12 protein-coding genes are annotated in these 11695 nt (G+C 73.1%); 6 read left to right on the top strand and 6 right to left on the bottom strand.

Annotated features, from left to right (window positions below):
• Positions 1 to 129: 129 nt before the first annotated feature.
• Positions 130 to 897 (bottom strand): hypothetical protein, encoded by a 768-nt coding sequence (locus ABD944_RS25395; RefSeq protein WP_345180551.1) that lies wholly within the window; start codon positions 895 to 897, stop codon positions 130 to 132.
• Positions 898 to 1123: 226 nt separating this feature from the next.
• On the opposite strand from ABD944_RS25395, the gene ABD944_RS25390 reads away from it, so the two are divergent.
• The 3 genes from ABD944_RS25390 (at position 1124) to ABD944_RS25380 (ending at position 3116) form a co-directional block, all read left to right on the top strand.
• Positions 1124 to 1912 carry an ABC transporter ATP-binding protein gene (locus tag ABD944_RS25390; RefSeq protein ID WP_345180549.1) on the top strand — a complete coding sequence of 263 codons (789 nt, stop codon included), beginning with the start codon at positions 1124 to 1126 and terminating at the stop codon, positions 1910 to 1912.
• 104 nt (positions 1913 to 2016) lie between these two features.
• A complete protein-coding gene (locus ABD944_RS25385) occupies positions 2017 to 2790 on the top strand; it encodes a sulfite exporter TauE/SafE family protein (RefSeq protein ID WP_345180546.1) in 774 nt (257 codons plus the stop codon).
• A gap of 89 nt (positions 2791 to 2879) precedes the next feature.
• Positions 2880 to 3116, top strand: coding sequence for a hypothetical protein (locus ABD944_RS25380; protein WP_345180545.1), 237 nt, complete (start codon positions 2880 to 2882; stop codon positions 3114 to 3116).
• 53 nt (positions 3117 to 3169) lie between these two features.
• On the opposite strand, the gene ABD944_RS25375 is transcribed toward ABD944_RS25380, so the two are convergent.
• The 5 genes from ABD944_RS25375 to ABD944_RS25355 form a co-directional block, all read right to left on the bottom strand.
• Positions 3170 to 3856, bottom strand: coding sequence for a class F sortase (locus ABD944_RS25375; protein WP_345180544.1), 687 nt, complete (start codon positions 3854 to 3856; stop codon positions 3170 to 3172).
• 4 nt (positions 3857 to 3860) lie between these two features.
• Positions 3861 to 4541 carry an SH3 domain-containing protein gene (locus ABD944_RS25370; protein WP_345180542.1) on the bottom strand — a complete coding sequence of 227 codons (681 nt, stop codon included), beginning with the start codon at positions 4539 to 4541 and terminating at the stop codon, positions 3861 to 3863.
• Between the two features lie 372 nt (positions 4542 to 4913).
• Positions 4914 to 5828: a Rieske (2Fe-2S) protein gene (locus ABD944_RS25365; protein ID WP_345180541.1), complete on the bottom strand. Its 915-nt coding sequence runs from the start codon at positions 5826 to 5828 to the stop codon at positions 4914 to 4916.
• Between the two features lie 106 nt (positions 5829 to 5934).
• Positions 5935 to 8190, bottom strand: a complete 2256-nt coding sequence (locus ABD944_RS25360; protein ID WP_345180540.1) for a molybdopterin oxidoreductase family protein — start codon at positions 8188 to 8190, stop codon at positions 5935 to 5937.
• Between the two features lie 155 nt (positions 8191 to 8345).
• A complete protein-coding gene (locus ABD944_RS25355; protein WP_345180538.1) occupies positions 8346 to 8966 on the bottom strand; it encodes a hypothetical protein in 621 nt (206 codons plus the stop codon).
• 199 nt (positions 8967 to 9165) lie between these two features.
• On the opposite strand from ABD944_RS25355, the gene ABD944_RS25350 reads away from it, so the two are divergent.
• The 3 genes from ABD944_RS25350 to ABD944_RS25340 are packed head-to-tail and all read left to right on the top strand — an operon-like array spanning position 9166 to position 11646.
• Complete coding sequence (locus ABD944_RS25350) at positions 9166 to 10266, top strand: CapA family protein (protein WP_378189819.1); 1101 nt, start codon at positions 9166 to 9168, stop codon at positions 10264 to 10266.
• Between the two features lie 40 nt (positions 10267 to 10306).
• A complete protein-coding gene (locus ABD944_RS25345) occupies positions 10307 to 11062 on the top strand; it encodes a MerR family transcriptional regulator (RefSeq protein ID WP_345180533.1) in 756 nt (251 codons plus the stop codon).
• Positions 11059 to 11646, top strand: a complete 588-nt coding sequence (locus ABD944_RS25340) for a GyrI-like domain-containing protein (RefSeq protein WP_345180529.1) — start codon at positions 11059 to 11061, stop codon at positions 11644 to 11646. The genes ABD944_RS25345 and ABD944_RS25340 overlap by 4 nt, the downstream gene beginning before the upstream one ends.
• Positions 11647 to 11695 lie beyond the last annotated feature (49 nt).

The following is an 11695-nucleotide window of genomic DNA, read 5'->3' as shown; positions in this document are numbered from 1 at the left end:
GAGCGGGTCCGACCCGGCGCCCTCCGCTTCGCTAGCGCTTGGCTCCGGGCACCGGGGATGTTTCTTTGTGGGGGGCGACCCCCCACGCCCCCCGGCAAGAGCGGGTCCGACCCGGCGCCCTCCGCTCCGCTAGCGCTCCGCTCCGGGCACCGGGTCGAAGGCACTGTTGCAAGCCGCCACCAGGGCGCGGCGCACGGCGGCGTCCAGGAGGCGGAGGGCCTCGCCGCGGCGCCTCATCTGGTCGGCGCTGAGGCCGCGGTCGTCCATCTGCCGGGCGAGGTCGACGACCAGGGAGAGGCGGCCGGCGAGGGCGGCGACGCGGTGGGCGCGGGGCGGGTAGCCGGGGGACAGCGGGTGGTCGCCGCGGTCGGGGTCGCGCAGGTCGACCAGCGCGTCCGCGATCTCGGGCGGCACGCCCGCGAAGTCGTCGACGGCCAGCAGCGCCTCGGTGGCGTCCCGCATGGCGAGCGTGAGCCGCCGGTCGGCCTCCGCGAGGGACGGGACGTCGGGCGGCGCCGCCGAAGCGTCGTGCGTCGTCCAGCGGACGCCGACGTAGGACGAGCCGCGCCGGTCCTCCGACGGGACGAGCCCCATGCCCCGCCCGTCCAGCACCGCGACGGCGGCGGCGCCCGCCTCGATCGCCGCGGCGTTGAAGGACGGCGGCCCGGTCAGACCCAGCGGGTCGCCCGGTTCGGGCAGGGCCAGCCGCAGCGCCCCCAGGCCGCCGACGCGCAGGTCGCCGAGGCCGCGCCGCAGCGTCACCTCGGCGGGCTCGCCGCCGACGATCTGCGGGCCCGCGCTCTTCTCGACCTCGTCGACGGCCTCGTCCAGGCCGACGTGCCCCGTCAGCCAGGCGTTGCCCCAGGCGACGAGGGCGATCGCGACGGCCCTGCTCATACGTCCGTGCTCATTCTCGGTCTCGTGCGTTCCGCAATGGGCATGCGATCCACGATAAGCGTTCGGATCGCCGGTGCCACCGGACGTAAGGGACCTCTCGCGGCGCGGGGGTGTTCCGAAGCCGTTCCCCTGGTGCGATCCCGGGGGGCCACGGCCGCCCCGGATCGCATAGGTTCTTTCCTGCAAGCGGGAGCACGGACCACCGGATTGGGGACGAAGGCGCGCGATGGCAGGCGAGGTGCTTCAACTCCGCGGAGTCGGGGTCAGGCGCGGCGGGGCCACCCTGCTGCGCGACGTCACATGGACGGTCGACGAGGGCGACCGGTGGGTCATCGTCGGCCCGAACGGCGCGGGCAAGACCACGCTGCTGCAGATCGCCGCCGCCATGCTGCATCCCACCGAGGGCAGCGTCTCGATCCTGGAGGAGGAGCTCGGCCGCACCGACGTGTTCGAGCTGCGGCCGCGGATCGGCCTCGCCAGCTCCTCCGTCGCGGAGAAGGTCCCGGCCGGTGAGACGGTCATCGACCTGGTGCTGACCGCCTCGTACGCGATCCTCGGCCGCTGGCAGGAGGAGTACGACTCGACCGACCTCGACCGGGCCGTCGCGCTGCTGGAGGCCCTCGGCGCCGCCGACCTGATCCGCCGGACGTTCAGCACCTTGTCAGAGGGCGAGCGCAAGCGCGTCCAGATCGCCCGCGCGCTGATGCCCGACCCCGAGCTGCTGCTCCTCGACGAGCCCGCCGCCGGCCTCGACCTCGGCGGGCGCGAGGACCTCGTGGCCCGGCTCGCCGCGCTCGCCGACGATCCGGCCGCGCCCGCCATCGCGATGGTCAGCCACCATGTGGAGGAGGTCCCGGAGGGCTTCACCCACGCGCTGCTGCTGCGGAGCGGGCAGGTCGTCGCCCAGGGCAAGGTGGACGAGGTCTTCACCCCGGGGCACCTGTCGGAGACGTTCGGGCTCCCGCTGACGATCGACCGCCAGAACGGCCGCTGGTACGCCCGCTCGGCCCGCTGAACCGGGCGGGATGCCACAAACGACCCCCGATCGTCGGCCGCCCGCCACGGCGTCCCTACGATGTACGCGCCGTCGGGAACTCGTAGCGCAGGGATGGGACGGACGTGAATCTGCTTGACGCGGCCGCCGTCTTCGCGGCCGGTGTGGCCGCCGGAGGCATCAACACGGTCGTCGGGTCCGGCTCCCTGATCACCTTCCCGACCCTGGTGGCGCTCGGCTACCCGCCGGTGGTCGCGAACATCTCCAACAACATCGGGCTCGTCCCGGGCGGCGTGACGGGCGCCTACGGCTACCGGCACGAGCTGAAGGGGCAGCGCGGCCGGCTGACGCGCCTGGCCACCGGCTCGTTCGTCGGCGCCGTGATCGGCGGCCTGCTGCTGCTCGGCCTGCCCGCCGAGGCGTTCGACGTCATCGTGGTCGCGCTGATCGTCATCGCGCTGGTGCTGGTGATCGTGCAGCCGCGCCTGCAGAAGTGGATGCAGCGCCGCCGGGAGGGCGAGCACCGGCCGCAGCACGGCGGCCCGGCGCTGTGGGTCGGCGTGCTCCTCGCGGGCGTGTACGGCGGCTACTTCGGCGCCGCGCAGGGCATCATCCTCATCGCCCTGCTCGGCATCATGCTGGACGACGACCTGCAGCGCCTGAACGCGGGCAAGAACGTCCTGTCGGCCGTCGTGAACGGCACCGCCGCGATCCTGTTCACGCTCATGTGGCTGTTCGCCGACGCCGAGATCGACTGGTGGGTCGTGCTGCTCATCGCCGCCGGCTCCACCTGCGGCGGCATGATCGGCGCCAAGGTCGGCCGCCGCATCCCGCCGCTGGCGCTGCGGGCAGTGATCGTCGTCGTGGGCCTCGTCGCGATCGTCAATCTCCTGGCCTGACCAGGGCTTTCGCACCTTTTGGGAGGGTTGCGGGCGCGGCGTTCCGGGTATAAGTCGAATATACGTTCGACTACCGGAGGTTCGCGCGGATGAAGGGCGACAAGGTCGAAATCGTGATCGACGCCGGCGAGGGGACGCGGACGTACGAGGTCGCGGCGAGCCGGGCGGGGCGCCGCGTGGAGATCGCGACGCGGCGCGGCGTCGTGGAGGTCAGCGAGGTCACCCGGACGGGGACCCCCGTCCGCACGGCCCGTTTCATGGCGAGCCGCGTCCTGGCCCTGGTGGAGCACCCCGTGGCCTCCGACGGCCGCGAACCGTCCGGCTGACCGCCGCGGGCCCGGCCCGGCGGGGTCGGGCCGGTCCCGGCGGCGACCGGCCGTCAGGACTTGCGGTGGGTCCCCGGAACGGCGTTCCGGGGAGCGGGGATCAGGGACGCGTAGACGATGACGTTGTCCAGGTAGTGCCCTCGCTTGGCGTCGAACCGGCCGCCGCAGGTGACCAGGCGCAGTTCCGGCCGGCCCTGCTGCCCGTAGACGCTGTCGGTCGGGAACTCGTCCTTGTCGACGCGCTTGATCCGGTCGATGCGGAAGGCCGGGGCCGTGCCGTCGGCGCGGACGACCTCGATCGTGCCGCCCGGACGGAGCGCACCGAGCCGGTAGAAGGCGCCGGGGCCCGACTTGGAGTCGACGTGGCCGACCAGCACGCTGCTGCCGTTCTCGCCGGGCGTCGGGCCGTCCTCCCACCAGCCGACCTCCCGGACCCGGTCGAGCGGCGGGACGCCGAGCGTTCCGTCCCGTTCGGTGGCGACGCGGCGGATCGGCGCGTCGACCTTGATGGACGGAATTCTGACGCGTTCGGGATTGGAGGGCCGCAGTGCGATGTCCGGCTCGGGTTCCGCACTTCTCGGGGCAGGCCGCACGATGTCGGAGGACGGCGGTTGCGGCGGCGGATCGGAATGGTCGCGCACCAATCCCACCACGAACATCGCGGTCCCTGTCGCGATGAGCGCGGCGGCCAGCCGGTACCGGAAACGGTTCGACCGGCCGCCGCGCCTTCTCCTGTCCATGGGCTCAGGAAACGCCCTTCACCTGACGGCGACGGGCCACGACGGCGATGCCGCCGCCCAGGGCGAGAACCCCGAGACCGGCGCCGGCCAGCATCGGGAAGCTCGACATCGAGGTGCCGCCGCCACCGGCCATGACGCCGCCGTGCGGCTTGATCGGCTTGAGGAACCGCACGGCGACCCACTTGCCGATCCAGGCCGGCGGGACGCTCTGGCGCAGCTGGGTCCAGCCGCTGTTCTTGCAGTCGGCGCCGATGTGCTTGCCGAAGGGCAGCGCGCCGACCTGCTTGAACTTGACGCCGGGGCCGTTGCGGACCGCCAGGCCGTGCCGTGCGGTGACCTCGTACCGGCAGACGCGGACGGGCGTGATCTGCTTGAGGAACCGCACGGCGACCCACTTGCCGATCCAGGCCGGCGGGACGCTGCCGCGCAGCTGGGTCCAGCCGGTCTTCTTGCAGTCGGCGCTGATGTGCTTGCGGAACGGCAGCGTGCCGACCTGCTTGAACTTGACGCCGGGGCCGTTGCGGACCGCCAGGCCGTGCCGTGCGGTGACCTCGTACCGGCAGACGGCCGCCTGGCGGGCGACGGTCGCCGCCTCGGCGTGGTTCGCGTCCGTCGCCGCTACGGCGACGGCTCCGCCGGACAGCAGCGACAGCCCGCTCGCCGCACCGGCCACGGCGAGTGCCATGCCGGTTCGCGCGCTTGTCCTCATTCTTCCCCCATCGAAATGATCTTCGGTGCCGGAGGTGTCCGGCATCGTTCCTTGATCACGCTTCCCGAGGGGAATTCCGTGCATGTCGTTCTGGTCGCAAACAATGAGAATAGTGATCAGTGTGCACTGTGAAGGCTTTGTCGCGGAACGGCCAACGGCTATCTCCATACCGCTGACTAAATGCCCATAATGGACATCCGGACCCCATTAAAAGGGGTCAATCAGTGAAACCCCCATGATCTCCCCGAGGTCGGGGCCATACCGGCATCGTCCGGAGGGCGGCGGGCACGCGCGAAGGCGCCCGCGCATGCGCGGGCGCCTCAGATCGGAGCCGTCAGACCGAAGCCGTCAGACCGGGCGGACCTGGAGGGTGCCCTCCTCGGTCACGCGGGTCTCGAAGGACGGCTGGCGGGCGGTGGCCGGGCCGTGGACGACGGAGCCGTCGGCCACGCGGAACGTGCTGCCGTGCCAGGGGCAGACGACGCAGGTGTCGGCGCCTTCGCCGGTCAGGACGCGGCCCTGGTGGAGCGGTCCCGCGAGGTGGCTGCAGCGGTCGGCGAGGACGTGCACCTCCTCGCCCTGCCGCAGCACGAACAGGTCGATGTAGCCGAGGCGGCGGGAGACGGGCCAGCCGTCCGGGAGGTCTTCGACGGCGCACAGGTCGTGCCAGCCGAGCGGGACCAGGTGGGCGAGCTGGTCGGCGTGGCTGGCGCCGGCGGCCTGCCGGAACGCCAGATGCCCGCCGAGGTAGGCGCCGGCGACGAGGGCGCTGAGGCCCGCGAAGCCGAGCGCGCGCCCCGCGGCGTCGCGGCCCTGGTGGCGGGCGACGAAGGACGCCGAGTAGAGCATGCTCGCGGTGGCCGTCCCGGCGGCGTGGACGAGCCCGACGCGCTGCTGCTCGCGGTGCAGGGCCGACCAGTCGGCGATGCCGGTGAGGACGGTTGGGACGGCGCCGGCGAGCCCGGCGGCGACGAGGACCTGCGATGCGCGGCGCGTGCCGGGGACGAGGTCGAGGACGGCGGCCGACATCCACAGCCCGATGGGCAGGTCGGTGAGCGGCGCGTGGGCCGGATGGCCGACCGGGACGCCGTGCAGGGCGTCCTTGACCGGCCCTGGACGCAGCACCCGCCGGACGGCCCCGGACAGGACCCGGATGGGACGGTCCAGGCCGTCGGCGTGCTCCAGCCTCTCGGTGGCGTCGGCCAGCCGCGCGGTCGCCTGGGGGCTCTCTCCGCGCCGGAAGATGTTGACCCGTCGGTTCATGCCCCTCCTCCGCGGTCCTGCTGGGACGCCTGTTGCGACCCTAGTCTCCCGCGTTCCTCCGCGGCCAGTCATACCTACCTGGTGCCGGGAGGGGCTAAACAACGGGTCAGCGGGCCGCCTCCAGGGTGACGGGGACCCCGTTGAGGACGGCGTTGCCCGAGAGCGGGTCGATCTCCTGCTCGTCGGTGACGGCGTTGACGTTCACCCCGGCGTGCCGGCTCGCGACCCGCGTCCGGGTCCCGGGGCGGTCGTGGCCCCAGCCGTGCGGCAGGCTGACCACCCCGACCATGATCGTGTCGGTGGGCTCGGCGACGGCCTCCAGGGCGCCCGCCCGGGACGTGACCCGAACGGTGTCGCCCGCGGCGACGCCGAGGCGGTCGGCGTCGGCCGGGTTGAGCTGGAGGGTGCAGGTGTTGGAGCCGCGCACCAGCTCGGGGACGTTGTGCAGCCAGCTGTTGTTGGACCGCAGGTGCCGCCGCCCGATCAGCACCATGCCGCCGGACGTCCCCGGGTCGCGCAGGGCGGAGCGGAGCCGGTCGACGTCGGCGGCGCACGTGGACGGGCACAGCTCGATCCGGCCGGACGTGGTGCACAGGACCTCCTCCAGCCGCGGCTTGAGGGCGCCGAGATCGAGCCCGTGCGGGTACTCGGTGCGCAGCCGCGTGAGCGTCAGGCCGGTGAAGCCCGCGTCGCCGCCGGGCTCCTCCCGCAGCGCGGGCTCGCCGCCGAACGCGTCGCCGTAGGGGCCGAGGCGGAGCATCATGTCGAGCCGCTGCTCGGTGAGGGTGCCGGTGTCGAGCATCTTGCGCAGCTCGTCGGGCTCGCGGCCGAGCACCGGAGACCCGGGGAGCGTGACGGCCTTCTCCAGCGTCGCCTTGATGATCATTTCGTCGAGCAGGGCGGGGTCGCCGTCCGTGCCGGAGGCGGCCATGGCGAGCCGCGCGAGGATCTCGGCCTCGCCGGGCCGCCCGTCCGGCAGCGGGACGGCCGGCGGCGAGTAGCGCGCGTAGTCGCGGACGGCGAGCCCGGTGAGCGCGATGTCGTAGTGCGGGGTCTGCGCGGGCCGCGGCGGCGGCAGGACCACGTGCGCGTGCCGGGTCGTCTCGTTCAGGTAGGGGTCGACGCTGACCATGAACTCCAGACCGGCGAGCGCGCGGTCGAGCCGGGCGGCGTTCGGCGCCGACAGCGCCGGGTTCCCGCCGATCGTGATCAGCGCTCTGACCTGCCCCTCCCCGGGCGTCTCGATCTCGTCGGCGAGCGTCGCGACGGGCAGCTCGCCGTTGACCTCGGGCAGCCCGCGGACGCGGCTGCGCCACCGCCCGGTCGTGAACGGCTTCTTGCGCCGGTACACCGGGGCGTGGGCGGGCCGCGGGAACATCGCCCCGCCCGGCCGGTCGAGGTTCCCGGTGAGGACGTTCAGGACGTCCACGAGCCAGCTGTTCAGCGTCCCGTAGGCCTGGGTGCACGTGCCGATGCGGCCGTAGACGGCGGCGCGCTCGGCGGCGGCCAGCTCGCGCGCGGTCCTGCGGATCGTCGCGGCTCCGACGCCCGTGACGTCCGCGACGTCCTCGGGGGCGAAGTCGACGGCGAGGGCGCGCAGGTCGTCGAGCCCGTTGACGCGCCCGGCCAGGTGCCCGGCGGACGCGACCAGCTCCTCGGCGAACAGGGTGTGGACGAGCGCCATCAGGAAGAACGCGTCCGTCCCGGGCCGGATGAACAGGTGCTCGTCGGCGAGGGCGGCCGTCCGCGTCCGGCGCGGGTCCACGACGACGATCTTCCCGCCGCGTGCCCGGATCGCCTTGAGCCGTCCCGGGAAGTCGGGGGCGGACGCGAGGCTGCCGTTGGACTCCAGCGGGTTCGCCCCGAGCATGAGCAGGTGCCCGGTGCGGTCGAGGTCGGGCACGGGGATCGCCAGGGGGTCGCCGAACATGTGCCCGCACGCGACGTGCTTGGGCATCTGGTCGGCGGTGCTCGCGGTGAAGAGGTTGCGGGTGCCGAGCGCCTTGACGATCGCGGACCCGTACAGCGGCCCGGCGATCGAGTGGGCCGTCGGGTTGCCGAGGTAGACGGCGACGGCGTCGCGCCCGTGCCGCGCGACGACCTCGGCCAGCCGCCGGGCCACCGTCTCGAAGGCCTCGTCCCATCCGGCGGTCTCGCCCGCCACGAGCGGCTCCGCCAGCCGGTCGGGGTCGCCGTCGAGGCTTCCGAGCGTCGCGCCCTTGGGGCAGATGTAGCCCTTGCTGAACGGATCCTTCTCGTCGCCGCGGACCCGCGTGACCGTGCCCGCCTCGTCGAGGGTCAGTGCGAGCCCGCACAGGGCTTCGCAGAGGGGGCAGGTGCGGAAGGCCATGCGGTCGCCCATCGAGACACTCCTTGTGAACGGGACCGTCTCTCTATGATGGCCGCCCGCCTCTCACCGCGCTATGCCGCAAAGTGAACTATTAAGACACTGCGCGGCTTTCCCGCCAGTAATCACCATTCAGCGTGCTGCGCTCGCGTTCTTCCCTCGGGACGCGGTCAGGGGGCGAAGGGCGGGGCGGTTTTGAAGACGGGGTGCAGTTCGATGGTGGGGGCCAGGTCCGTGAGGATGCGGCGGGCGCGGGACAGGGGGTGCTGGGGGAAGTGCGGGTCCCAGCCGGGGTCCTCGGAGAGGTTGCGGGGCAGGCCGCCCTGGAGTTCCGGGGCGTAGGCGTGCTGCGCCCACCAGCGCATCATGTCCTGGAGGTCGCGGCCCTGGCCGTACTCGGTCAGGTAGTGGTTGAGCGCGGTGCTGTCCCGCATCCCGGTGACGCCCTGCTCCAGGCACTGGATCTTCAGGACGAGGCTGCGGTCCGCGCGGGGCACCGTGAAGGAGGCGACGTACGCCACGCCGGTCGGGCGGTCGGGCAGCGGCAGCTTGATGATCTGCCGGACGGCCGGGAGCCCGTCCAGCGTGACCACGTCCAGTTCGATCAGCCCGCCGCCGGACCCGGCGGTCTTGGCGGCGGTGTCGCGGCGCAGGAGGTCGAGCTGCTCCAGGGGGGCGGGCAGGTCGGGCGGGACGTCGAAGCCGTAGAGGGCGACGGTGTCGCCGTCGGCGTTGCGGAAGGCTCCGGGTTGGAGGGGCTGCCAGCCGGTCTGGTCGAAACGCAGGGACATGAAGCTGCACGTTAACGCACAGAACGGGGCGTAGGGGGAGCGTCAGTCGCCGCCCGCGGGCGGACGGCCGTCTCCGTGAACATGAACGATTCAAGAGAAAGAGTTCTACGTCTTTGCCGGGACGCGGCGCGCTCATGGCATGCTGGGCCGATCCGACCCACAGGTCCACGGGGGGCCGGACGGAGGCGAGGCGATGGCCATGCGGGGGAAGACGGGCATGCGGGGGGCGACGTCCCTGGTCGTGGTCGGAGTGGCACTGGCCGCGGCGGCGTGCGGCGGCTCGGACAAGTCCAAGGCGGAGGGCGCGACGCCCCCGGCCTCGCCGTCCGGCGGGCAGCAGGGCGGAACGCGGCCGGCGAAGGCCGCCAAGCAGCCGATCCTGCTCGCCTTCGGCGGCGACACGCACTTCGAGGGGTCGCTGCGCGGGCGGCTGGCTCAGCCGTCCACGGCGCTGGGCCCGGTCGCGAAGCAGCTGCGCGCCGCCGACCTCGCCATGGTGAACCTGGAGACGGCCATCACGACCGGGGGGACGCCCGCGCCCGGCAAGCAGTTCACCTTCCGGGCTCCGCCGACCGCGCTCACGGCTCTGAAGGCCGCGGGCGTCGACGTGACCTCCATGGCGAACAACCACGGCATGGACTACATGGAGGGCGGCCTGCGCGACTCCCTGGCCGCCATCAAGCGCAGCGGGTTCCCGGTCGTCGGCATCGGCAAGAACGCGGACGCCGCCTACCGGCCTTACCGCGTCACCGTGAAGGGCAACAGGATCGCCATCGTCGGCGCCACGCAGGTGCTGGACGACCACCTGATCCAGGCGTGGACGGCCACCGACACCAAGGGCGGCCTCGCGTCGGCCAAGGACGTCCCGCGCATGGTGCAGGCGGTGAAGGAGGCGCGCCAGGGCTCGGACGTCGTCATCGTCCACCTGCACTGGGGCGCCGAGCTGAAGGGGTGCCCGCTGCCCCGCCAGCAGGAGCTCGCCAAGGCCCTCGTCGAGGCGGGCGCCGACGTCGTCGTCGGCGGGCACGCGCACATCCCGCTGGGCGGCGGGTACATGAACGGCGCGTACGTCCACTACGGCATGGGCAACTTCGTGTTCTCCTCCGCGCAGGGCCAGACGGCGAAGTCCGGCGTGCTCTTCCTCAAGGTGGAGAACGGCAAGGTCACCAAGGACAAGTGGAGCCCCGCGCTCATCTCCGGCGGCATCCCCGTGCCGATGCAGGGCGCCGCCGCCAAGGCGGAGGTCCGGCGATGGAACGGCCTGCGTTCGTGCACGGGGCTGAGCGCGCGTCCGTCCTGAGCTGGACTCTCCCACTGCGGGAGGGCCCAGGGTGGGGTCCGTGAGCAAGGATCTCCTCCCGATCGGACGGTTCGCGCGGCTGTGCCGGCTGAGCGTCAAGCAGCTGCGGCACTACGACGACCTGGGGCTGCTTGCCCCGGCGTGGGTCGACCCCGCGTCCGGCTACCGGTACTACCGGACCGGCCAGGCGCGGGACGCGCTGCTGATCGGGCTGCTGCGGTCGATGGACGTGCCGCTGCCGAACGTCGCGCGGGTCCTGGGCGGCGAGGGCGGCGCCCTCGCGGAGGCACGGGACAGGGTCGAGTCGGACGTCGCCCGGCGGCGGCGCGCCCTGCGGCTCCTGGACCGCGTGGTCGCCGAGGGACTGCCGGAGACGGAGGTCTCGGTCGTCCGGGAGCCGGCGCGGCGCGTGTTCGTCGCGCGGGAGTCCGCGACGCCGGCGACGATCGACAGGGCGACCTCGGCGTGCGCGACCCGGCTGCTGCCCAGGTTGGGGCCGGGCGGCCTGCTGGTCGGCCTGTTCCCGCTCGACATGGGGGACGAGTTCGACGTGCGCGTGGCCGTCCAGCACGAGGACGGCGACGACCTCCTGCCCGGCGGCCGGTTCGCCGCGGCCCTCCACACCGGTCCCTACGAGGAGATCGCGCTCACGGTCCACGGCGTGCTCGCGTGGTTCGGCGACTACGGGCAGACGCCCGCCGGGCCGGTCCGCGAGGTGTACCTCAACGACCCCGCGACCACGCCGCCCGAACACCTGGAGACCCGGGTGATGATTTACGTGGAGGATCCTCGATGACGAGCGCGACCGATCGGGCGCACGACCGGACGGGGGCGCCCGCCCAGGGCGCACCGGGGTGGTACGAGGCGGCCGACGAGCCGGAACTGGTGGAGCACGGGACCGTGACCGGCCTGGCCGTCACGGGTCGGGGCGAGCCGGGAGGCGCCGTCTACTACGAGAGCGTGGGCGCGCTGTACGCGGTCATGGAGGCGCTCGGCGCGCCCCCGGCGCCGCTGGAGGGGCGGTGGTGGGTCGAGGACGACCGCTCGCCGTTCGAGGTGCCGCGCGAGGAGTGGCGGTGGCACCTGTTCCTCCGGCTCCCGGACGGGACGGCGACGATCGACGCCGCCCGCGCGCGGGCCTGCTCGGGCCTGCCCGCGGCGGCACGCGTCCAGCACGTTTCCTACACCGACGGACGGTGCGTGCAGGTGTTGCACCGTGGGCCGTACTCCGAGGAGCCCGCCTCCCTCGCCCGCATGGAGGCGCTGATGGAGGCCGAGGGCCTGGTGCCGAACGGCCTGCACCACGAGGTCTACCTGTCCGACGTCCGAGAGGAGGATCCGGCCAGAATGCGCACGATCCTGCGCCAGCCGGTCCGCTAGGGAACTGTGGACACGCCGCCTCAGGAGCGTAGTTTCACGGGAAACGAGC

The sequence above is a fragment of the Actinomadura verrucosospora genome, assembly GCF_039540335.1.
GTDB classification, from domain to species: Bacteria; Actinomycetota; Actinomycetes; order Streptosporangiales; family Streptosporangiaceae; genus Spirillospora; species Spirillospora verrucosospora.
This window is presented reverse-complemented; position numbering and strand designations above follow the sequence as displayed.

Bases quoted from the DNA above. Each gene is read 5' to 3' on its own strand.
- ABD944_RS25380 (WP_345180545.1), top strand. From the start codon at position 2,880: ATGAAGGGCGACAAGGTCGAAATCGTGATCGACGCCGGCGAGGGGACG.
- ABD944_RS25355 (WP_345180538.1), bottom strand. From the start codon at position 8,966: ATGTCCCTGCGTTTCGACCAGACCGGCTGGCAGCCCCTCCAACCCGGA.
- ABD944_RS25360 (WP_345180540.1), bottom strand. From the start codon at position 8,190: ATGGGCGACCGCATGGCCTTCCGCACCTGCCCCCTCTGCGAAGCCCTG.
- ABD944_RS25395 (WP_345180551.1), bottom strand. From the start codon at position 897: ATGAGCAGGGCCGTCGCGATCGCCCTCGTCGCCTGGGGCAACGCCTGG.
- ABD944_RS25340 (WP_345180529.1), top strand. From the start codon at position 11,059: ATGACGAGCGCGACCGATCGGGCGCACGACCGGACGGGGGCGCCCGCC.
- ABD944_RS25370 (WP_345180542.1), bottom strand. From the start codon at position 4,541: ATGGCACTCGCCGTGGCCGGTGCGGCGAGCGGGCTGTCGCTGCTGTCC.
- ABD944_RS25390 (WP_345180549.1), top strand. From the start codon at position 1,124: ATGGCAGGCGAGGTGCTTCAACTCCGCGGAGTCGGGGTCAGGCGCGGC.
- ABD944_RS25350 (WP_378189819.1), top strand. From the start codon at position 9,166: ATGCGGGGGAAGACGGGCATGCGGGGGGCGACGTCCCTGGTCGTGGTC.
- ABD944_RS25375 (WP_345180544.1), bottom strand. From the start codon at position 3,856: ATGGACAGGAGAAGGCGCGGCGGCCGGTCGAACCGTTTCCGGTACCGG.
- ABD944_RS25365 (WP_345180541.1), bottom strand. From the start codon at position 5,828: ATGAACCGACGGGTCAACATCTTCCGGCGCGGAGAGAGCCCCCAGGCG.